Source organism: Ancylobacter lacus, from assembly GCF_018390635.1.
Taxonomy (GTDB): Bacteria; Pseudomonadota; Alphaproteobacteria; order Rhizobiales; family Xanthobacteraceae; genus Ancylobacter; species Ancylobacter lacus.
The window spans coordinates 94,262-114,903 of the sequence record NZ_JAHBGE010000011.1; the positions used below are offsets into that span (position 1 = coordinate 94,262).

Here is a 20,642-nt window from a genome sequence, read left to right on the forward strand (position 1 = left end):
CCATGCTCGACCTCGTTTCACCACCCATACCCGCCGCGACCGCCGGGGGGCTCGCCAGCCTCGCCGGGCGGCTCACACGTGGCTTCGCCCGCTTCGGCCGGGAAACCCCGGTGCCCGGCCTCATGGTGACGCGCGCCGACGCGCCGAGCGGTCTGATCCATGCGGTCTACGAACCCTCCTTCTGCCTCGTGGTCCAGGGCCGGAAGGCCAGCATGCTGGGCGAGTCCGTCCTCACCTATGCCGCCGGCCAGTGCCTGCTGGCGATGGTCGACGTTCCGGTGAGCGTGCGCATCACCGAGGCAAGCGCCGAGCGGCCCTATCTCGCCCTCAGCCTCTCCATCGATCCCGCCATGGTCGCCGAATTGCTGGTCGAGCAGGGCGAAAGGCTCGACAGCGGGGCCGGCTTCGCCGCGCTGAGGGTCGCGGAGCTCGACCCCCGGCTGTGCGACCCGCTCGCCCGCCTGCTCGACCTGCTGGAGGCGCCGGAGGACCTGCCGGTGCTCGGCCCGCTCATCCGGCGCGAGATCGTGTGGCGGCTGCTCGGCGGCCCGCTGGGCGGCACCCTGCGACAGATCGGGCTGCGCGATACCCATGCCGCGCGGATCGGCCGGGCCGCCGCCTGGATCCGCGCGCATTACGCCGCGCCGCTGCGCGTGGCCGATCTCGCCGCGCTGGCGCATATGAGCCCGGCCTCGTTCCACCGCCACTTCAAGGCGGTGACGACCCTGAGCCCGGTGCAGTTCCAGAAGCAGGTGCGGCTGCAGGAGGCCCGGCGCCGGCTGATGGCGCATGAAGAGGTGGCGAGCGTAGGCTATGCCATCGGCTATGAGAGCCCCTCGCAGTTCAGCCGGGACTATCGGCGGCTGTTCGGCACCCCGCCGGGACGCGACGGCGCGGCAATGCGCGCCAGCCTTGCCGCCGGGGCGGCCTGACCGCACCGGCGGAACCGGCCGCCATGCCTCGCCGCGGGTGTCCCGCGTCCGCGTCGGCGGCTTGCGGCGGCAGGCCGGGAGGGCCTAGTTTCCGCTCCCCATTCTCCACGAGGCCGCCAGCCCGGAGCCGCCATGGCGACGCGACCGATCCTCCGGTTTCCCGACCCGCGCCTCCGCCAGCCGGCCGCGGCGGTGACGGCGTTCGACGCCGGCCTGCGCGCGCTGGCCGAGGACCTGCGCGATACGATGCGCGCGGCGCCCGGCATCGGCATCACCGCGCCCCATATCGGCGTGATGCTGCGCATGGTGGTGCTGGAACTGACGCCCGGCGCCGTGCGCTTCTACGCCAATCCCCGCCTCGTCGAGGTTTCGGCCGAGCGCCTGCGCCACACCGAAGGCAGCGTCTCCATGCCCGGCGTCACCGAGGAGGTCGAACGCCACGCCCGGGTGCGGGTCGCCTATCACGACCTCGACGGCGCCGCGCGCGAGGAGGAGGCCGAGGGGCTGCTCGCGGTCTGCCACCAGCATGAGATCGACCAGCTCGACGGCATCTTCTGGATCGACCGGCTCTCGCGGCTGAAGCGCGAGCGCCTGCTCAAACGGCATGACCGTCAGCGGAAAAGCTCCGCATCCCTTATGGACAAGAGCGGGCGCCTGTAGTCTCGTGCCCAGGCATGTCTGCAAAGATCCGGCAGGCGCCCGCACTGCGCTCCCAGCCGGACAGATGGACAGGTGGGGGACGACATGGCCAAGGAAATCGCAAATTCGACCTTCCTTCAGGCGACCAGCTACGGCCTTGTGCCCGATAGCGAGCTGACGACCAGCACGCTGGCGCAAATCAAATCCGCCTACGGCGCCAGCTCCGCCCTGAACGCCGCTGACTGGGCCAGCACCTATGGCAGCGACCTCAAGGTCAAGGTGGCCCTGGTGCTCGATCGGGCGGAAGACGCCTCCACCCTTCTCGACGGCGACTGGGCCGAGCGGCAGAACGCCCTGCCCGATTCCGCCGACACCAAGGCGTTCGAGGACTTCTGGAACCAGTACGGCGCCAAGGATTCCGACTACGCCGCAGTGACCCATGCGCTGAAAAACATGGACGGCGTGAAGCTCCTGAAGGATTCGGACGGCTATGTGACCAGCGCGGAGTCCCGCACCGTCTGGGTCGAGCTCACCGCGGAAGGCTTTCACAACCTGTTCGGCAAGGAGCTCTACGGCATAGTCGGCGACAACTATGCCCCGGCGGTGTGGGAGGGCAACGTCTCGCTGCCGGACGAGATCGCGAACGTCGTCGGCGGGTTCTGGGTGGACCAGGTCGCGGCGGCCGATGGCCAGAACATGGGCGCGGAGGGCGTCACCCTTTCACAGGGCGCGCAGGGAACGGCCAATTACAGCTACGGCGACGCCAAGGGTGGCGTCACCGGTACTCCCACCGCACTCGCGGATTACTACAACTTCCCCCTCAACGCCCAGAACCTGCTGGACGAGATCGACACGCCGACCGTCGGTCTCGTAGAGCCACGGCTCGATCAGGCAAGCTATGATCTGCTGCTTCAAGGGCTTAACGACTACCGCACCAAGGTGCTGGGCATCGCGCCGCTCAGCAAGGACGAACTGCTGCGGACCCAGCCGGACCCGTCGAGCGGCACCAAGCCCGACCACCTGAAGACGGAGCTGACACTCGACGTCTCCATCGTCTCCGGCGCCGCGCCGTCCAGCGACATGGTGTTCTATTCGAAGCTGGCGGGGGATTCGACGACCTTCGCGGCAACACAGCAGGCGATCTGGGACCTCACGAACAACCCGGCGGTGCTCACCTCCTCCTATTCCGACACCAATCGCTATGCCGCCGACACCCCGTTCGCCTGGGCTTATGACCAGCTCATGGAGGACGGCGTGCTGCGCAACGTCACGCTGCTGATGTCGGCCGGCGACGGAGGGTCCAGCCAAGAATACGCCAACGGCGTCACCACGGTCCACCAGACCCACGCCAATCAGTGGGCGCTGGTGGTGAGCGGAACCTCGCTGTCCGCGGTCAACACCGCCGAGCAGGACACGACCGTCACCACCCTGGTGGACAAGGCCCTCGCGCTCGATCTGGACACGGTGTTCGACCTCACCGCTTCCGGGCTGAAGGTGCTGCCGACCGACCTGCCCGACCTCGCCACCGACCAGCCGCTCTCTGACGTCGCCGCACTGCTGGAAGCGGTCTGGAACCAGTATTACATCAAGGACACCAGACTCAGTCCCGGCTACGCCGACAACTTCTCCGGCGCCGGCGGCGTGGATGACGTCCAGCCGATTCCGCAATATCAGCTCGATTTCGGGCTGGTTCCCAGCGATGCCTTTTCCGGGGCGACGGGGCGGGGCGTGCCGGACGTCGCGGCGCTCGCCGGCGGCAGCATGTTCTACTACGTGCTGACCACCATGCGGGAGGGCTCGGACTCCTCGAAGAACAGCTTCACCTACGGCCCCAATGGCGGCACCAGCGCGGCAACCCCGATGTGGGCTTCGCTGACCGCGCAGATCGATGCCGTCTTCGAGGACGCCGGGCTCCCGCATCTCGGCTATTACAATGACCTGCTGTACCAGTCCGCCGCCGTCACCCCCGGCGCCTTCAACGACGTCTCGCTCGGCAACAATGTCTCGACCTACTACGTGGTGGACAAGGACACCGCCGGGGCCGTCTACGACGAGGGGCTGGGCAGCTGGATCATGCCGACCGGGCTCGGCTATGCCGCGGAGGACGGCTACGATCTGGCCTCCGGGCTCGGCACGCCGAACGGCCTGCTGCTCGCCCGCACGCTGATGACCCTCGCCGAGACGCAGCTTCATGGCGAGGCGCCGGAGACCCTGAGCGGCGTGGGGAGCTTCACCGGCAGCTCGACCGTGGACCAGACCTTCCTGGTCCAGTCCACCCTCGGCGGCGGCGGCGCCGTGGAGATCGCCGGCGAGGCGTTCGATTTCGGCACCGCGGGCTCCACCGCCTGGACCGCCCGCCTCGCGCAGCAGGCGCTGCAGTCCGACTTCTCGTCCGATCTCACCCGCTTCCTCGACGGCGCCAGCCAGTCCACCGCGGCAACCCTGCAGGCCAGCGCCGGGCAGGTTCTCGGCGTCAGCGTCGACAGCGCGCAGGCCTCGCTCTACCAGTCCGACCTCACCAACGACTATGGCTTCGTCACCTGGGGCACGGCGAATGGCGGCGTCACCCTGGCGCGGCCGGTGGCGATCGCGACCACGCCCGACGGCGCGAACGATGTCGATGCCGTGGTGCGCCTGCGCCAGAACGGCGTCTATGACAGCTCGCTGATGGTGTACAAGGTCGACGACCTCGACGGCCGCATCGGCGACCTGCAACCCGGCGATGCCGGCTATGCCGACGCCGCGGCGGCGCGCGCCTACCTCACCACCGATGGCAGCCACAGCATCGACGGCCCCGGCTACGGCGCCTACACGCAGGCGGAGATCGCCGGCGTGGACAATGGCGACATCGTCGCCATGGCGCTCACCACCGCCGGCGAGACCTATTGGGGCTTTGCCGAAGCCAACGAACTGAGCGGTGACCAGTACGTCACCCATCTGTGGAGCTACGGCCTCAACACCTGGGGCTTCGAGGACACACGCGGCGGCGGCGACCGCGACTATAACGACCTCATCGTCGGGCTCGATTTCACCAGCCCCGCCGGCCGCGGCCTACTGGTGTAACGCCCCGCCCCTCCTCTCCCCGGCGGGTGCCCGCGATGAAGCTTTCCACCCTCATGGCGCCGCAGCGCCGGGTGTTTGCCGGCGTGTTCGTGCTGAGCGCCGCCATCGACATCCTGTTTCTCACCGGCTCGCTCTTCATGCCGGGGGTCTATGACCGCGTCATACCCAGCAAGAGCCTGCCGACCCTCGTGGGGCTGTGCGCCATCGTGGCGGCGCTCCAGCTGTTTCAGGCGCTGTTCGACACGCGGCGCGGCCGCTGGAGGCCGGGCTGGAGCGCCGGGTGTTCGAGGGGGTCGGCGCGCTGGCGCCGCGCGGCGGCCGTGGCGCCGACGCCCGGCAGACGGGAAGCACGCCCGGCGACGGCCTGCAGCCGCCGCGCGACCTGCAGACCGTCCGCGGCTTCCTTGCCGGGGCCGGTCCGCTCGCCGTGTTCGACCTGCCATGGATGCCGTTCTACGTCGCGATCTGCTGGGCCTTCCATCCTCTCATCGGCGTGGCGGTGCTGGTGGGCACCCTCGTTCTCGCCGGGCTGGCCGAAGGGCTCGGCCGGCACCGGCACGGCAGGCCTCGCAGGCGCTCGCGGCCCGGATGGCGCTGGCCGCAGCCGCCCGCCGCAACGCGAGGTGGTGCGGGCGCTCGGCATGGGCGGGCATCTGGGGGCGCGGTTCGAGACGCCCGGCCGCCACGATCGCGCCGAGCGGATCGGGAAAATCCTCGCTGCTGCGCCTTCTGGTCGGGGTCTGGCCCGCGGCACGCGGCGATGTCCGGCTGGACGGCGCCGCGCTTGGCCCGTGGGACGGGGAGGCACCCGGACGCCATCTCGGCCATGGCCCCCAGGATGTGGAACGGTTCGCCGGCGGCGCCACGGCGATCGCCTTTCCCGCGGAGCTGACGGCGCGCGCCGCCGACCCCGGGGTGGCCCGCGTCATCGCCGGGGAAACCCGCCTGTTCGAGCTGCGCGCCGCCACCCGCGCCGGCGAGAAGGCCCGGCTCGACGAGCGTATCGCCCAGCTACGGCAGGAGAGCGAGGGCCTCGGCAACCAGATCGAGGCCAAGGGCGAGGAACTCGACCTGATCGCGGCCGAGCTGGTGGGCCTGCGCAAGCTCTACCGCCAGAACCTCGTCGCGCTCCAGCGCGTCATGGCGCTGGAGCGCGAGCAGGCCCGGCTGAAGGGCGAGCGCGGCCAGCTCATCGCCGCCACCGCACAGGCACGCGGCCGGATCAGCGAGACCGGGCTGCAGATCCTGCAGATCGGGCAGGACCTGCGCAGCGACGTCGCCAAGGACATCCGCGAGAGCCTTCCGCGAGCATTGATGCGCCGGCATGGGCAGGGGCGACAGGAAGGCGGCGGCGGCGCCTGCGGCCGCGGCATCTGCCGCGCGATTGCGCCGGGCGGTTCCGATCCTCGGGACGGCCGCGGCGGAGAGGGCGTTGCCCAGTTTTTCACATTGCCTCGAATAGGGCGGGACTCTAGCGTTCCGAAACGACGGCGGCGGTCGCCCGGACAGGCCGTGGCACCGGCCGCGACAACCGGAGACGCGACGTGCCGCGACAGATGCATTTCATCGGCTTCTGCATCGCCGGGCCGAACTGGCACCACAATGGGAGCTGGCGGCACGACGAAAGCGACGCGCTCGACGCGCTGAACCCCGCCCGCTACGAGAACATCGCCCGCATTCTGGAGAGCGGGAAATTCGACGGGCTGTTCTTCGTCGACGTGCTGACGCTGTATGACAGCTTCGGGCAGAACTTCCGCGCCAATATCCGCCAGCCCGGACAGATGTTCATGCTGGAGCCGGTGCAGCTTCTCGCCGCCATGGCGCGGGTGACGACCCATCTCGGGCTCGCCGCCACCATGTCGACCGCCTTCTACCATCCCTTCCACATCGCGCGGACCTTCGCCACGCTGGACCACATCAGCGGCGGGCGGGCGGCGTGGAACATCGTGACCTCGGCCAATGACCGCGAGGCGCAGAATTTCGGCCTCGACCGGCTGATGGAGCGCGGCCTGCGCTACGACCACGCCGAGGAGGTGCTGGAAGCCTGCCACGCGCTCTGGAACAGCTGGGACGAGGACGCCCTGATCCTCGACCGCGAAAACGCGATCTATGCCGATCCCGACAAGGTGCACTATGTCGACTTCGAAGGGCGCTGGGTGAAGACCCGCGGCCCGCTGCAGACCCCGCGCTCGCCACAGGGCAGCCCGGTGCTGATGCAGGCCGGCTCGTCGGAGCGGGGGCGCGAGTTTGCCGCGCGCTGGGGCGAGGTGCTGTTCACCCTGCAGCACGACAAGGCGGACATGCAGGCCTTCCATGCCGACATCAAGGCGCGGATGCAGAAATATGGCCGCCCGCCCGAGCACTGCGCGGTGCTGCCGGCCATCGACATCGTCGTCGGCGAGACCGAATCCATCGCCCGGGAAAAGGCGGAGTATCTCAACTCGCTGGTCAGCCCGGAACTCGGCGTGGCGGAAATCGCCAACCACACCGGCGTCGACCTCTCGGGCTACCCGCTGGACGAGCCGCTGAAGGACATGGAGATCACCCAGGGCTCGCGCGGGGTGTTCGACGTCATCCTGCGCGGCAGCCAGAGCAAGAACCTCACCCTGCGCGATGCCGGCCGGCACTACGCCATCAGCGAATTGACGCCGCAGCTCGTCGGCACGCCGCAGACGATCGCCGACCGCATGCAGGACCTGTTCGAATCCGAGGCCTGCGACGGCTTCGTCATCGTGCCCTCGCTCACCCCCAGCGGCTATGTGCAGTTCGTGAAATCGGTGGTGCCGGAGCTTCAGCGCCGCGGCCTCTACCGCACGGACTACACCGGCCGCACCTTCCGGGAGAACCTGCGGAGCTGAAGGGGCAGATTGGTTTTCGTGAAAATCGTTCCTATATTTTCACGATCAACCACCCGATCCGCCCCAGCCGCAGCTTTGCGATGCACCCTGGAGCGGCTCTGCCGCGCCGCAGCACGTGCGTCGCGGCGGAGCGGGATGGCGTTTGCCTCGGACTCGACCTTGACACTTTCATCAAAATGAAAAATTCTCTCCTCGTTTCACGAGACGGGGACGGGCATGGCCGAGACCGGCACCACCGCGCAGAACGGACGGGCGGACGGCGTGTTCCGCGCCGCGCTGGCGCTGCCGGGCACCGCCGTCACGCTGGGGCTGATCCTGTTCGCCCTCGGCCTGCTCGCCCTGCTGGCGTTCCGCGTCAATGACGGCTCGCTGTTCGGCGCCGGCCTCACCCTCGGCAATTTCCGCACCCTCGCCGCCGAGCCGCTCTATGGCCTCGTCATCCTGCGCTCGCTGGTCATCGCCGGGCTGGTGACGCTGGCCACCGTCGTCACCGCCTTTCCCGTCGCCTATTATCTCTCCTTCCACGCCCGCGCCCGGGGACTGATCCTGTTCCTGGTGACGCTGCCGTTCTGGACCAGCTATCTCCTGCGCGTCTTCGCCTGGAAGATCGTGCTGGCCTATAATGGCGTGCTGAATTCCGGGCTGATGGCGCTCGGCGTCTGGAGCGAACCCTCCACCGCGCTGCTCAACACCCCCGCGGCAGTGGTGCTGACGCTGGCCCACGCCTATGCCCCCTTCGCGATCCTGCCGATCCTGGTGGCGCTCGACGCCATTCCCCGCTCGCTGGTCGAGGCGGCGGCGGATCTGGGCGCCGGGCCCCTCACCATCTTCCGGCGCATCATCCTGCCCAACGCCATGCCCGGCGTGCTGGCCGGGGCGGTGGTGGTGTTCGTGCCGACGGTCGGCGACTACGTCACCCCCGCGCTGGTCGGCGGGCCTGCCAGCACCATGATCGGCAGCCTCATCCAGGCCCAGTTCGGCAAGGCGCAGGACTGGCCCTTCGGCGCCGCGCTGGCGGTGGTGGTGATGCTGGTGATCCTCGCCGTCATCCTGCTGGTCCGGCTGGCCGACCGCCGCTTCGGGAGCCGCACATGAGCGCCGCCGCGACCCCGGGGACCGGATCGGGCCGGCGCTGGCTCGGCCTCTACGTGCTGGCCTATCTGGTCTTCCTCTATCTGCCGGTGGCGCTGATCCCGCTGTTCTCCTTCAACGATTCGATCCAGGCGGCTTTCCCGCTGCAGGGCTTCACGCTCGGCTGGTACCGCGGCCTCGCCGGCAATGCGGCGCTGCGCGCGGCGCTCGGCACCAGCCTGATGATCGGGCTCTCCGCCGCCTTCCTCGCCACGCTCTGCGGCCTCACCATCGCCTATGCCGAGCTGTCGGTCGGCTCCCGCCTCGCCCGGCTGGTCGCCGTGCTGGCGCGGATGCCGATCCTCATTCCCGGCGTGGTGGTCGGCATCGCGCTGCTGGTGGTGGTGAACCTGATCGGGCTCGGCCCCTCGCGGCTGGCCATCGTGCTCGGCCATGTGCTGGTGGCGCTGCCGACGACGGTGATCGTCATCCGCGGCAGCCTCCGGGCGGTGCCGCGCAGCCTGCCGGAGGCGGCGCGCGACCTCGGCGCCTCGGAAGCGGCGGTGTTCGCCCGCATCATGCTGCCGCTGGCGCTGCCGGCGGCCGCCTCGGCCTTCATGCTCGCCTTCCTCACCAGCTTCGACGAGTTCATCGTCGCCTTCTTCCTGGCGGGCACCGACCCGACGCTGCCGCTCTACATCTGGAGCCAGCTCCGCTTCCCCAAATCCCTGCCCACGGTCATGGCGCTCGGCACGGCGATCCTCGCCGCTTCCGTCCTCATCGCCGCGACGGCGGAGATCCTGCGGCGCCGCGGCCTGCGGCGCCTGCCGTCCTGACAATCCCAGAAGAACGCCCACAGCGTCGACCAGAGGAGAATCCCCATGCTGCCGAACACGTCCCGAAGGGTCCTCGCCCGGATCCTGGCCGCTGCGCTCGCCTGCACGACGGCTCTGCCGCCGCTGGCGGCGCACGCCGCCGACAAGCTGACCTACTTCACCTGGTCCGGCTATGAACTCCCGGAGTTCAGCACCGCCTTCAACGAGGCCCATCCCGACGGGGTCGAGACCTCCACCTTCGGCGACGATGACGACGCCTTCACCAAGGTGAAGGCCGGCTTCCGCCCCGACCTCGCCCATCCCTGCTACGACAAGGTCGCGCGCTGGGCCAAGGAAGGGCTGATCGAGCCGATCGACACCGCCCGGATCAAGAACTGGGACAAGATCTTCCCGGTGTTCCGCAACCTGCCGGACCTGCAGGCCGGGCCGGGCAAGGTGTGGATGGTGCCGTGGGACTGGGGCAACACCTCCATTCTCTACCGCACCGACCTGGTGAAGGACCCCGCCCCGAGCTGGAACCTGCTGTGGGACAAGGCCTATGCCGGCCGCATGGCGACGATCGACGCGGTGCACGACACCCCGGTCGTCGCCGCCCTGCTGGTGGGGGTGAACCCCTTCGACATGTCGCCCGCCGACATGGACAAAGTCGCCGCCAAGCTGCGCGAGCAGCGCCCGCTGCTCTCCAGCTACACCACCGACATGACCTCGGTGGAGCAGGCCCTCGCCAGCGGCCAGCTCGTGGCGGCGATGACCTGGAACGCCTCGGCGGTGGCGCTGAAGAAGCAGAACGTGCCGGTGGACTTCATGAAGCCCAAGGAAGGCATGCTCACCTGGGCCTGCGGCTTCGTGATGCTGAAGGACACGCCCCACGCCGATCTCGCCTATGACTTCATCAACAGCCGGCTGGAAGCCTCCTCCGGCAAGAAGCTGATCGAGGATTACGGCTACGGCGCCTCCACCACCTCGGCCTTCGCCGCGGTGCCCAAGGAGACGCTGGAAAGCCTGCAGCTTCCGGCCGATCCCGAGGTCACGCTGAAGAGCACGGTGTTCACCGGGCCTATGAAGCAGGCCGACGATCTGGCCAAGATGTTCGAGAAGGTGAAGGCTGGCGGCTGATCCCCGCCTCCCTCCCCGGCGCCGTCGCACGGCGCCGGGGCTCGAACCCGCCGACAGGGACCCGTGAATGAGCGACGCTGTGGATGTGACCGACAAGACCGGACGGGACGCCGACGAGGCCGACATCCGGGTGGGGCGGCGTGTGCGCGCGCTGCGCATCGCCCGCAATCTCTCGCTGGCCGACCTCGCGGCGAAGGCCGGCATCTCCATCGGCGCCCTCAGCCAGATCGAGCGGGGCATGACCTCGCTGCGGGTCCGGGTCATCTGGCCGCTGGCCGCCGCGCTCGACGTCGAGCCTTCCGCGCTGATCGTGGCGGACGAGGCGGAGGAGAACGACCTCTACTGCGTGCGCGCCGGCAAGCGCCGTCCGCTCCCGGTGCAGTCGGAAGGCATCGCCAAGGACCTGCTGTCACCACCCGGCGCGGTGCTGACCGGCATGCTGGTGACGGTGGAACCCGGCGGCGGCACCGAAGGCTACGCCCATTCCGGCCACGAATTCGGCCTCGTGACCGAAGGCGAGATCGAACTGACGGTCGATTCCACCCGCTACCTCCTGAAGACCGGCGACAGCTTCGCCTTCAAGAGCACGCTGCTCCACGCCTTCCGCAACACCCGGGCCGAGCGCTGCAGCATCGTGTGGGTGAACACCCAGAAGGTGAAGGAGAACCGCGATGGCGAATGAAGCCCTGCTGCGGCTCGACGGGGTGAGCAAGCGCTTTGCCGGCGGCGTGCTGGGGCTGGACGACATCAGCCTCGACATCGCCGAGGGCGAGTTCCTCAGCCTGCTCGGACCTTCCGGCTGCGGCAAGACCACGACGCTGCGGGTGATCGCCGGCTTCGAGGCGCCGACCGCCGGGCGCCTCCTCATCGACGGGCGCGACATCACCACCCTCGGGCCCGCCGCCCGCCCGGTGAATACGGTCTTCCAGGACTACGCCCTGTTCCCGCACATGAACGTCGCCGAGAATGTCGGCTTCGGCCTGTCGCTGCGCCCTCTGGACGCGGCCGAACGCCGGCGGCGGGTCGCCGACGCCCTCGCCCGGGTCGGGCTGGCGGAAAAGGCGGACCAGCGGGTGCAGGCGCTCTCGGGCGGGCAGAAGCAGCGCGTGGCGCTCGCCCGCGCCATCGTCTGCCAGCCGCGCCTGCTGCTGCTGGACGAGCCGCTCTCCGCGCTCGACGCCAATCTGCGCGAGCAGATGCAGCTCGAGCTGAAGCGGCTGCAGCGCGATCTCGGCACCACCTTCGTCATGGTGACGCACGACCAGACCGAGGCCCTGTCCATCTCCGACCGGATCGTAGTGATGAATCGCGGCCGCATCGAGCAGGCCGCCTCGCCGGCCACGCTCTATGACCGCCCGGCCACCCGCTTCGTCGCGAGCTTCATCGGCGCCATGAACCTGCTGCCGGGACGGATGGGCCCGGGAGAGGCGGCGGGCGCGACCGTGGAGGCCGGCGGCATGAGCCTGCGCGTCCCGCTCCCGGCCGCCCCGCCGGTGCCGCCCGGCGACATCCTGGTCGGCATCCGGCCCGAGGACGTCCAGCTCGGCAGCGAGGCCGGCGCCGCCGGCGCCGTTCCCGGCATTGTCGAGGGCACCTCGTTCCACGGCCGCAGCCTCCGGGTGCATCTGCGCCTCGCCGGCGGCGCCGACCTCATCGCCGACGTCTCGCGCAGCGCCCTTCCCTCCGCGGTCGTGCAGGGCGAACGTCTGTTCGTCTCGATTCGGGCCGGCGCCGCCTGCGCGCTGCTGCCCGCCGACCGCTGATTTCCGTCTTCACCGCCCCCACAGGACCTTGTGCCATGAGCCATCACCTCCAGTTCTTCATCGACGGCCAGTGGGTCGACCCGGTCGAGCCGCGCCGGCTCGCGGTGATCGATCCCTCCACCGAGGAGGCCTACACCGAGATCGCGATCGGCACGGCGGCGGATGTCGACCGGGCGGTCGCCGCGGCGAAGGCCGCCTTTCCCGCCTTCGCCGCGACCGGCAAGGCCGAGCGGCTGGCGCTGCTGAAGCGCATCCTCGAGGTCTATAACGAGCGCTTCGACGACATCGCCGACGCGGTGAGCCGCGAGATGGGCGCCCCGCTCTCCTTCGCGCTGGACAGCCAGGCCTGGGCCGGGCGCGCCCACATGGAATCGACCATCGCCGCCTTCGAGGCGTTCGAATTCGAGGAAAGCCGCGGCAGCACCCGCATCGTGCGCGAGCCGATCGGGGTGTGCGCCCTCATCACCCCCTGGAACTGGCCGCTGAACCAGATCGTCTGCAAGGTCGCCCCCGCCATCGCGGCGGGCTGCACCGTGGTGCTGAAGCCCTCCGAGATCGCGCCCATCAGCGGCATCGTCTTCGCCGAGGTGATGGAGGCCGCCGGCGTGCCGGCCGGCGTGTTCAACATGGTCAACGGCACCGGCCCGGAAGTCGGCCAGGTAATGGCCGGCCACCCGGACGTCGACATGGTCTCCTTCACCGGCTCGACCCGCGCCGGCATCATCGTGGCGAAGACCGCCGCCGACACGGTCAAGCGCGTCGCCCAAGAACTCGGCGGCAAGTCCGCCAACATCATCCTGCCGGATGCCGATTTCGAGACCGCGGTCAGCAAGGGCGTCAGCGCCTGCTTCAGCAACACCGGGCAGTCCTGCGACGCGCCCACCCGCATGCTGGTGCCGGCGGACCGCCACGACGAGGCCCTCGCCATCGCCCGCGCCACCGCCGAGACCGTGAAGGTGGGCGACCCCCGCGCCGCCGACACCGATCTCGGCCCGGTGGTGAGCGAGCTGCAGTTCGGCAAGATCCAGCGCCTGATCGAGGCCGGCATCGCCGAGGGCGCGACGCTCGTCACCGGCGGCCCCGGCCGGCCGGAGGGGCTGAACCGCGGCTATTACGTCCGCCCCACCGTGTTCGGCCATGTGACGCCGGACATGACGATCGCCCGCGAGGAGATCTTCGGCCCGGTGCTGTCGATCCTGTCCTATGCCGACGAGGACGACGCGGTCGCCATCGCCAACGACACCGTCTATGGCCTCGCCGCCTATGTCCAGTCGGCCGACCTCGACCACGCCCGCAAGGTCGCGCTGCGGCTGCGGGCCGGCTCGGTCTATCTGAACTACCCCGCCTGGGACACGATGGCGCCCTTCGGCGGCTACAAGCAGTCCGGCAATGGCCGTGAATACGCCGACTGGGCCATTCACGACTTCACCGAGATCAAGGGCGTGGTCGGCTGGGGCTGAGCCGGCCGAGCCGGACGCCGGAGCCCGCGAGGGCTCCGGTGCGGCCGCCTTACGCGCTGGTGTCGACCGCCATCTGGATCGCGCGCAGCCGTGCCCATTCGCGGCTGAAGCGCTCCAGCACCGCGCTGCCGCGCTCTGCCGCGGCGGCCGACGCGGCGGCGTGCAGCGCCTCCGCCACCGGCACGCCGGGGAGGTTCGCGGCGCGTGACAGGCCCGCTGCCACCAGCCGGCTGCGCGTCTCGGGGGTGCGCACCGCTGCCAGCGCCCGGACCATTCCCGGCACATCGTCGGGATCGACGATCCCGGTGGCACCGCCGGCAACCTCCACCGTCGCCCCGCCCTTCGAACACACCACCGGGCAGCCGGCGGACATCGCCTCCGCGACCGCTATGCCGAAGCCGTCGCCGCGCGAGGGGACCACCAGCGCCTCGGCGCCGCCATAGGCGCGGGCGAGTTCCTCGTCGGTCAGAAAGGCCTGCCGCACCTCGACGCCGGCCGGCAGCCCTTCCATGGCGGCGGCCGGAAGGCCCGGCTCGCCGCCGACCCACAGCACATCCGCCGAGGCATCCCGGCTCGCCCGCAGCGCCTCGAACACCAGGCCATTGCCCGGCTGCGGCGCGCCGTCTCCCATCACCACGTAATAGGGCCTGGGCAGCCGATGGCGCCCGCGAAACGCCGCGATCTCCGCCGCCGGCCGCGGCCGGAACACGCCGGCATCGACGCCGGGATGGGCGATCGCCACCCGGTCCGCGGGAATCTCCGGATAGAACCGGCGCAGCTCCCCGGCGGTCGACCGGGAGAGGCAGAGGAACCGCCGGGCATGGGCGATCGCGATCGCCTTCTCCCGCCATTGCCGCGCGGAGAGGTCGAAGCCCAGCACCTCCGGGATCATGTCGGGAACCAGCAGCACCGAAGGGAGCGTGACCGGGGTGGTGGTGGCGGTCGAGAGGAACACCTCGGCCCCGACCTCCTGGCCGATCCGGTCGATCAGGAAGGAATCCGCTGCCGTGCTCCGGGCGGCGTAGGAGGGGAAGGCCAGCCGCTCGACGCCGGGAATGTCCGGCAGGCCGCCACGGTCCAGCACCGCGATCTCCAGCCCGTCCCGCTGGGCAAGGCGCGGCAGCAGGCGCGCCCAGAGGCGGGTGATGCCATTCTGGCCCGCCTGGAACAGCATGCCGTCGACCAGCAGCTTCATCACATCCTCCCGCCGCGCCCCCGGCGCCCCTCCGGTGTCAGAACCGGTCCTTGATCGCCCGCAGCGCACCCTGCACCTGCGCGAACCGGCTCGCGTCGGAGGCGGGGTAGCGGCCGCCGATGGCCGCGGCAAAATCCTCGTCCGACATGGTCAGGAACGGCGAGATCAGCCGGCGGGCGTACTGCCGCCGCACCCGCCGCCACTCCTGCACCCCCCGCGTCTCCGGCGCGGTCGAGAGGCCTTCGGGGTTCTGGAAATAGACCACGTGAGCCTCGTTGATCTTGAAGAACGCCTTGCCCGCCGCGGCGCAGCGCAGCCAGAATTCGTAATCGCCGGCCGAACGGTAGGTGATGTCGAACAGGCCGAGCTCCGGGTGCAGCGCAGCCCGCCACATCGGCGCGTTGTGGGGGGCGTTGAAGTACAGCAGGTTGTTCGGTGTCACGATGGGCAGGTCGCTCCTGAAGCCGAAGGCGGCGACCGTGTCGAAGTCCAGTTCGCCGTCGAAGCTGTAATAGACGTCCTGATAGACGATGTCGGCGAAGCCGTGGGCGTCGAGCGCCGCCGCCTGCAGCTCGAACGAGTCGCGGCGGCGCAGGTCGTCGAGATTGGTGTTCGTGAGATAGGCACCGCGGGCAAGGCGGACACCCTCGTTCCAGGCGTCGTAAATGCCGATCCGGTAGTTCATCCGCCGATAGACGATATTGGGATAGACGGCCTGATAGCGGCGGATGAGCTCCTCCTCGCCCTCGGGCGAGTTGGCGTCGATGATGATCAGCTCCGCCTGGTCGAAGATCGTCTGCGAAACCATGTTCTCGAGGAAGGTCTCGAGATAGCGGCGGCCCCGATAAAGGCTGGCGATGGCGGAGACCCGGTAGACGCCGGTATGGCGGAAGCGGCGTTCCTCCAGCGGCACCGGCGGCGTCTTCGGCGGCCGTGGCGGCAGCTCGGCGGCCCGCGCCTCCCAGACCGCGCGTGTCAGGATTCGCGAGGTGCCGGGCAGGCGCACGAGATCGGGGTCGTGCGGGGTATCGTCGGGGGACCGCGCCCGGGTCACATAATCGATGACCAGCTGACGGATGAGCTGGTCACGGCGACCACGATCGCCCCTGAGACGACCGGCATAGGCTTCCAGCTCGGCCGGCTCGGTGGCGGCGTTCTGAAACAGCACCTCGGCGAGCAGGACCACGAACTCGCCATCGGGGAGCGCGTCGAGCACGTCACCCGAAACGTTGCGGGGCGGACGGGACGGGCCGGCGGAGACGCGTCGGGACGCCGCAGAAGCGGCTTTCGTTGCGCCGGGCGTCTCGGACGGGGACCAGAGAAGCTTTCGGCCCATGCGCGCGACGCGCTGGGGCGAAACCCGGCGGCGCAGCACAAGCAGGTAGAATAGTCTGCAGAGCAGCAGAAAGGCCTTGTACCGGGAGGGACGGCGCGCAGGAAGGGGCGGCAGACCTTCCGTCGCACCCCAGAACCCCTCCCCCTCCATTATGCCTATCCCCGGATAGTCCAGCTTCCCCCGCTCTATCTTTTCACTCTGGACCTGTCGAGGCACCGGCCGCCTGTCGCATGGGTCTTTACCCGCTAATGCTTCGGACCGGCGAAAATTTGCAAGATAATACCTTCCCTTAGGGCGCGGCGCGGCGAGCCGAACGGCAGGCGCCGCGCCGGTCGGAAATCCGGCGGGCGGCACACCGTCAGGGCGCGCTGCCCGGCACGGCGCGGCGAGGGGCGAGGCGCCACGCGAGAAGGTGATCCAGCGCGATACGGCCGGGGCCATAGGTGAGGATGGCCAGCGCCATCGCCGCCCAGGGCAGGTGAAAGTTCGCCCAGCCGTCGGGAAGGGTGAGCTGGATGACCGCCGTCATCACGAGAAGGCCAAGCGCGGCAAAACGTGTCGCCAGACCGAGGACCAGCAGGATCGGAAGAACGATCTCCCCGGAGCCGGACAGGAAGGCCATGAGGTGCGGCAGGGGATAGGCGATCTCATGCCCGAACAGATGCAGCCGGAATTCCTCCGTGAACAGATACACCGCGCTGTCGGAAAGCTGCAGCACGCCGTCCCATTTCGTCAGGCCCGAACTGAAGAATGGCACCGCCAGCGCGATGCGCAGGGCAAGCTGGGTGACGGACATCGGAAAGCGCGCGAGCACGCCCGCTGCCTCCGCCGCAGCGCCCGCCACGCGCAAAAGGGCTCCACCGCTCATGACACGCTCTCCCCGTCCGCCTCGTTCACAAGACCCGTCACCGCACCGAGCGTGAACAGACCCACCAGATGGCCGCCGGCATCGAAGCCGGCATCGGCGCCGAGAGCCGCCTCGGCCGCTTCGCCCAGCGTGCGCCGCCGCAGCAGCGCCTCGAGGAAGGCGACTCCCCCGGCCGACAGCCGGTGCATCAGCACATCCGCATCCGGCCGGACGACAACGACGTTCTCGGCCCGCCATTCCACGCCTTCACCGGAGGGATCGTCGCCCTGATGCGCCAGCCAGATCGAGAGAACGGGATAGGGCGAGGCCACCAGCCGCAGCGAGGGGTGGAGCGCCAGCCGCACCTCCGCCACCGCCTCGGCCGGAACCGTGGCGAGGATGGTGCCGGAGGCGGCCACCGCCTCCGCGGCGTGGTAGGCCTCGCCCCAGGCCCATTCCAACCGGGCGACGTCGGCGAGGTACGGCACCTCCCCGGCCGGGCCGAACCCGGCGATGAAGTCCGGGAAACCGTCGCCATAGCGCATCAGCAGCGGCGAGCGGGGCTTGGTGGCGCCGACATAGACCCGCGCCATGGCCCGAAAGAACGCGTCGCCGACGAGGCGCCCACAGACCGGGAAGCGGGCCGCCAGCGCCTCCGTCAGCCCCACCATCACATTGTTGCGGTAGACCGCGAAACGCCGTGCATCGGCCCGGCCGGCGGAGCCATGGACGCCTTCAGGCACCGGCGCCTCGGGGTCGAGCAGCGCCGCGCCGAAGTCCCGCTGCCGGTCGGCAAGCAGGGGCGCTCCCTCAACCGGCGAGTTTAGCATGGCGCCCTCCGGCCCGGGCCATCGCCGCCGACAGCACGGCCTGCGCACGCTGCGCCTCGCCGAGCAGCACGGGCCACTCCGGGACGTCGTTGTCCCATTCGATCAAGGTCGGCACAGGGCCGAGCCGGTCCACGACATGGCCGTACAACGCCCACACCTGCGCCGCCACGGGCGAGTCGTGCGCGTCGATCAGCAGCGGCGCGCCGTTGTCGTCGAGGGTCTCCGCCGCACCGGCGAGATGAATCTCGCCGACATGGGCCAGCGGAAACGCGTCGAGATAGGCGAAGGGGTCATAGCCGTGGTTGGTGGCGGAAACGGCGACATTGGCGACATCCAGCAGCAGGCCGCAGCCCGTGCGCGCGACCACCTCCGCGAGGAAATCGACCTCCGCGATGGTGCTCTCCGCGAAGACCACATAGGTCGAGGGATTCTCCAGCAGCATGCGCCGGCCCAGCACGTCCTGAACCTCGTCGACATGGCGGCAGACCCGCGCCAGCGCGGCCTCGGTATAGGGCAGCGGCAGGAGATCGTTGAGGAAGCCGGTCTCGTGGGTCGACCAGGCCAGATGCTCGGAGAACAGGCCGGGCTCGAAACGCGCGATCAGCCCTTTCAGCCGGGCGAGATGCTCGCGGTCGAGCGGCCGGTCCGCACCGATGGAAAGCCCGACGCCGTGGAGCGAAACCGGGTAACGCTCGCGGATCGCCGCGAGGTAGCGCAGCGGCGGTCCGCCATCGCCCATGTAGTTTTCGGCGTGAACCTCGAAGAAGCCGATCGGGGGCGCGCCGTCGAGGATGGCGCGGTAATGCTGCGGCTTGAGGCCGACGCCCGCGCGCGGCGGGATCGCAGCCGCACCACCCGGTGAGGGTGAACGGTACGCGGTGGTCATCATGTCCATGTCCTTCGGTGCCGGGAGGCCGCGGGGCCGGGCGGGCAGAGCGCCCTGCCGCCGCGAGGAGGGCGGCAGGGCCAGGGCCGCAGGCGGCCGGTTCGGACCGGCCGCCGGTACGTCATCGCCCGGAAAGCACGTCAGCTCTTGGGGACGTCAGCTCTTGGGGACGTCGCGCGTCAGCGCGGTGAGCGAGCCCGTCCGCTCGCCGGGCAGCTTCATCGTGGTGCAGGTGCCCTTCGGCACCAGCTTCCAGGAGTTGCCCTGGTAATCCACCCGGGACGTGCCGGCGCAGGTTGTGCCGGGACCGGCGGCACAGTCATTGTGGCCCTTCATCGCGACGCCGAAGCACTTTTCCTTGGCGGCATCCTGAGCCGCCACCGGCTGGGCCAGAAGAAGTACAGCCGTGGCAAAGGCACCCGCCGCGCTCAGCGCGCCGGACTTGGTGAGCAGATCAGACATAGTCACTCTCCTGCAGATGATGTTCGGGGAGATCTGAAGATATTCACGGGGGATCGACTGGCCAGTTCGTCGGAAGGGATGGAGATCATGTGTGCTGCACGACCATTCTTCGTCGTCGGACGACCCGTGTTACAGCGCTCACGAACCCGTGATAGGATTTTGTTGGAACCATCGCGCCGGGACCATCGCGCGGAGGCACGCGCAGCGCGGCGCGCGGGCGCGCCGGTGCGGGGCACGGGGCAGCGGCATGTGCCGGAGGCCGGCATTGGAAGGGTGTCGGGGAGGCGACGGGCGTTGATTCCGGCCGGCAGGACGGCGCCTGACACCCCTCGAACGGGCGCGGTCGATCGACGGCACCCGCGCCGCAGCCGGCTGGCCGCGGCGGCGTCACGCATCTCCAAGCGGGAAGCCGTACAGGCGGGCGGACGTCAGGGGGCGCCCGCCCGCCTGCGGAGGCCGTGTGTCTGGGAATGGAAAAGGTCGCTTCGTCCCGAAGGGGACAGGGACAGAGGCATCGGCAGGAACAGGACCTCGCGACGGGCCCCGCCCCTTCAGCCACGCCCTTGACGGCGCGGCCGCCTCGCGACGCGCGACGCCGGGCAGGCGTCAGGCGTCAGGCGTCAGGCGTCAGGCGAGGAAATCGTCCAGACTGACCTGCGGTGCCGGCACGATGTCGGCGATGCCGTCACCGGTCCGGTCCGGCCCAGAGCCCACCGCGGCGGCAAAGGCGTCATCCGCCGCCTCGCGCGGATCGGCCGGGACGGAAGCCTCGAACGACAGCGCGTCGTCCGCCCCCTCAAGGCGCGCCGTGTCGACGCCGGAGAAGTCGAGATGGTCGGCCCCGTCCGCGCCGGAGGCGAAGAGCAGGCCATCCCCCGCACCCGCCTCGAACGAGGCGCCATCTTCCGACGGCTTGATCACAGCCGATTCTGCGAAGCCTTCATACAACTGCCCCGGCTCCTGCGGCTTGGTGTGACTGAAGCCGATTTCCTCCGTCGGGCGGTCGTCCTCGCTGCTGCCGCCAGCCGCGCCGGCGGTGCCGACCGGACCGGACGTATCCTCCGACAACGGCTTGGGCGAGAACGGGCCCCCCGGCTGGGTAAAGCCAATGCCGATTTTCTCCGTCGGGCGGTCGTCCCCGCTGCTGCCGCCGGGCGTTGCGGTGAGGCCCGCCGCGTCGGCCGCGGCATCCGCTGTCGGCCCCGGCTCCGGCGGCTTGGCGAAGCTGAAGCCGATCCCCTCCGACGGGTGATCGTTACCGGCGCCGGGCGTTGCGGCCATCACGGCATCGGCGGCGGACGGATCGAGGTTACCGGCGGGGGCCATCGGCCACTCCCTTGATGAGAAC

Annotated in this window: 19 protein-coding genes and 1 pseudogene; 12 read left to right on the forward strand and 8 right to left on the reverse strand. The window is 69.9% G+C overall.

Features of this window, described 5'->3' with window-relative positions; genetic code table 11:
- The first annotated feature begins 2 nt into the window (after nt 1-2).
- The 3 genes from KHC27_RS03585 (at nt 3) to KHC27_RS03595 (ending at nt 4,634) form a co-directional block, all read left to right on the forward strand.
- Entirely contained in the window at nt 3-932 is a 930-nt protein-coding gene (locus KHC27_RS03585) for an AraC family transcriptional regulator (protein WP_213335124.1), read from the forward strand.
- A gap of 132 nt (nt 933-1,064) precedes the next feature.
- Nucleotides 1,065-1,592 (forward strand): peptide deformylase, encoded by a 528-nt coding sequence (locus KHC27_RS03590; RefSeq protein WP_213335127.1) that lies wholly within the window; start codon nt 1,065-1,067, stop codon nt 1,590-1,592.
- Between the two features lie 84 nt (nt 1,593-1,676).
- Nucleotides 1,677-4,634: a S8 family serine peptidase gene (locus tag KHC27_RS03595; protein ID WP_213335129.1), complete on the forward strand. Its 2,958-nt coding sequence runs from the start codon at nt 1,677-1,679 to the stop codon at nt 4,632-4,634.
- Between the two features lie 226 nt (nt 4,635-4,860).
- On the opposite strand, the gene KHC27_RS03600 is transcribed toward KHC27_RS03595, so the two are convergent.
- A complete protein-coding gene (locus KHC27_RS03600; protein ID WP_213335131.1) occupies nt 4,861-5,193 on the reverse strand; it encodes a hypothetical protein in 333 nt (110 codons plus the stop codon).
- A 29-nt stretch (nt 5,194-5,222) separates the two neighbouring features.
- Between KHC27_RS03600 and KHC27_RS21985 the strand changes: the two are divergent.
- The 9 genes and pseudogenes from KHC27_RS21985 to KHC27_RS03640 form a co-directional block, all read left to right on the forward strand.
- Nucleotides 5,223-5,426: pseudogene (locus KHC27_RS21985) on the forward strand (hypothetical protein); the annotation flags it as partial.
- 123 nt (nt 5,427-5,549) lie between these two features.
- Nucleotides 5,550-6,281 (forward strand): hypothetical protein, encoded by a 732-nt coding sequence (locus KHC27_RS03605; protein ID WP_213335133.1) that lies wholly within the window; start codon nt 5,550-5,552, stop codon nt 6,279-6,281.
- On the forward strand, nt 6,179-7,492 hold the full coding sequence (locus tag KHC27_RS03610; RefSeq protein ID WP_213335135.1) for an LLM class flavin-dependent oxidoreductase: 1,314 nt from the start codon (nt 6,179-6,181) through the stop codon (nt 7,490-7,492). The genes KHC27_RS03605 and KHC27_RS03610 overlap by 103 nt, the downstream gene beginning before the upstream one ends.
- A 216-nt stretch (nt 7,493-7,708) precedes the next feature.
- Nucleotides 7,709-8,587: an ABC transporter permease gene (locus tag KHC27_RS03615; RefSeq protein WP_213335137.1), complete on the forward strand. Its 879-nt coding sequence runs from the start codon at nt 7,709-7,711 to the stop codon at nt 8,585-8,587.
- Entirely contained in the window at nt 8,584-9,399 is an 816-nt protein-coding gene (locus tag KHC27_RS03620; RefSeq protein ID WP_213335139.1) for an ABC transporter permease, read from the forward strand. Before KHC27_RS03615 ends, KHC27_RS03620 begins: the two co-directional genes overlap by 4 nt.
- A gap of 45 nt (nt 9,400-9,444) precedes the next feature.
- Nucleotides 9,445-10,515, forward strand: coding sequence for an ABC transporter substrate-binding protein (locus tag KHC27_RS03625; RefSeq protein WP_213335141.1), 1,071 nt, complete (start codon nt 9,445-9,447; stop codon nt 10,513-10,515).
- 67 nt (nt 10,516-10,582) lie between these two features.
- Nucleotides 10,583-11,197, forward strand: a complete 615-nt coding sequence (locus KHC27_RS03630) for a cupin domain-containing protein (protein WP_246518800.1) — start codon at nt 10,583-10,585, stop codon at nt 11,195-11,197.
- Complete coding sequence (locus KHC27_RS03635; RefSeq protein ID WP_213335143.1) at nt 11,187-12,278, forward strand: ABC transporter ATP-binding protein; 1,092 nt, start codon at nt 11,187-11,189, stop codon at nt 12,276-12,278. The genes KHC27_RS03630 and KHC27_RS03635 overlap by 11 nt, the downstream gene beginning before the upstream one ends.
- A gap of 35 nt (nt 12,279-12,313) precedes the next feature.
- Nucleotides 12,314-13,738 (forward strand): aldehyde dehydrogenase family protein, encoded by a 1,425-nt coding sequence (locus tag KHC27_RS03640; protein ID WP_213335146.1) that lies wholly within the window; start codon nt 12,314-12,316, stop codon nt 13,736-13,738.
- A gap of 49 nt (nt 13,739-13,787) precedes the next feature.
- Here KHC27_RS03640 and KHC27_RS03645 read toward each other — a convergent pair whose 3' ends face one another.
- The 7 genes from KHC27_RS03645 to KHC27_RS03675 form a co-directional block, all read right to left on the reverse strand.
- Nucleotides 13,788-14,933, reverse strand: coding sequence for a glycosyltransferase (locus KHC27_RS03645; RefSeq protein WP_213335149.1), 1,146 nt, complete (start codon nt 14,931-14,933; stop codon nt 13,788-13,790).
- Nucleotides 14,934-14,970: 37 nt separating this feature from the next.
- The gene (locus KHC27_RS21835; protein ID WP_213335152.1) at nt 14,971-16,149 is read right to left on the reverse strand and encodes a glycosyltransferase; all 1,179 of its coding nucleotides are present in this window, start codon (nt 16,147-16,149) and stop codon (nt 14,971-14,973) included.
- Nucleotides 16,150-16,627: 478 nt separating this feature from the next.
- On the reverse strand, nt 16,628-17,137 hold the full coding sequence (locus KHC27_RS03655) for a DoxX family protein (RefSeq protein ID WP_213335154.1): 510 nt from the start codon (nt 17,135-17,137) through the stop codon (nt 16,628-16,630).
- Nucleotides 17,134-17,946 carry an HvfC/BufC N-terminal domain-containing protein gene (locus KHC27_RS03660; RefSeq protein ID WP_213335157.1) on the reverse strand — a complete coding sequence of 271 codons (813 nt, stop codon included), beginning with the start codon at nt 17,944-17,946 and terminating at the stop codon, nt 17,134-17,136. The genes KHC27_RS03655 and KHC27_RS03660 overlap by 4 nt, the downstream gene beginning before the upstream one ends.
- Entirely contained in the window at nt 17,927-18,835 is a 909-nt protein-coding gene (gene bufB / locus KHC27_RS03665; protein WP_246518802.1) for an MNIO family bufferin maturase, read from the reverse strand. Before bufB ends, KHC27_RS03660 begins: the two co-directional genes overlap by 20 nt.
- Before the next feature lie 153 nt (nt 18,836-18,988).
- Nucleotides 18,989-19,294, reverse strand: coding sequence for a BufA1 family periplasmic bufferin-type metallophore (locus KHC27_RS03670; protein ID WP_213335160.1), 306 nt, complete (start codon nt 19,292-19,294; stop codon nt 18,989-18,991).
- A gap of 627 nt (nt 19,295-19,921) precedes the next feature.
- Nucleotides 19,922-20,575, reverse strand: coding sequence for a hypothetical protein (locus tag KHC27_RS03675; protein ID WP_213335163.1), 654 nt, complete (start codon nt 20,573-20,575; stop codon nt 19,922-19,924).
- Nucleotides 20,576-20,642: the final 67 nt, after the last annotated feature.

Coding starts and splice junctions, on each gene's coding strand:
- KHC27_RS03585 (WP_213335124.1), top strand. CDS start 3: ATGCTCGACCTCGTTTCACCACCCATACCCGCCGCGACCGCCGGGGGG.
- KHC27_RS03590 (WP_213335127.1), top strand. CDS start 1,065: ATGGCGACGCGACCGATCCTCCGGTTTCCCGACCCGCGCCTCCGCCAG.
- KHC27_RS03595 (WP_213335129.1), top strand. CDS start 1,677: ATGGCCAAGGAAATCGCAAATTCGACCTTCCTTCAGGCGACCAGCTAC.
- KHC27_RS03615 (WP_213335137.1), top strand. CDS start 7,709: ATGGCCGAGACCGGCACCACCGCGCAGAACGGACGGGCGGACGGCGTG.
- KHC27_RS03620 (WP_213335139.1), top strand. CDS start 8,584: ATGAGCGCCGCCGCGACCCCGGGGACCGGATCGGGCCGGCGCTGGCTC.
- KHC27_RS03625 (WP_213335141.1), top strand. CDS start 9,445: ATGCTGCCGAACACGTCCCGAAGGGTCCTCGCCCGGATCCTGGCCGCT.
- KHC27_RS03630 (WP_246518800.1), top strand. CDS start 10,583: ATGAGCGACGCTGTGGATGTGACCGACAAGACCGGACGGGACGCCGAC.
- KHC27_RS03635 (WP_213335143.1), top strand. CDS start 11,187: ATGGCGAATGAAGCCCTGCTGCGGCTCGACGGGGTGAGCAAGCGCTTT.
- KHC27_RS03640 (WP_213335146.1), top strand. CDS start 12,314: ATGAGCCATCACCTCCAGTTCTTCATCGACGGCCAGTGGGTCGACCCG.
- KHC27_RS03645 (WP_213335149.1), bottom strand. CDS start 14,933: ATGAAGCTGCTGGTCGACGGCATGCTGTTCCAGGCGGGCCAGAATGGC.
- KHC27_RS03655 (WP_213335154.1), bottom strand. CDS start 17,137: ATGAGCGGTGGAGCCCTTTTGCGCGTGGCGGGCGCTGCGGCGGAGGCA.
- KHC27_RS03660 (WP_213335157.1), bottom strand. CDS start 17,946: ATGCTAAACTCGCCGGTTGAGGGAGCGCCCCTGCTTGCCGACCGGCAG.
- bufB (WP_246518802.1), bottom strand. CDS start 18,835: ATGATGACCACCGCGTACCGTTCACCCTCACCGGGTGGTGCGGCTGCG.
- KHC27_RS03670 (WP_213335160.1), bottom strand. CDS start 19,294: ATGTCTGATCTGCTCACCAAGTCCGGCGCGCTGAGCGCGGCGGGTGCC.
- KHC27_RS03675 (WP_213335163.1), bottom strand. CDS start 20,575: ATGGCCGCAACGCCCGGCGCCGGTAACGATCACCCGTCGGAGGGGATC.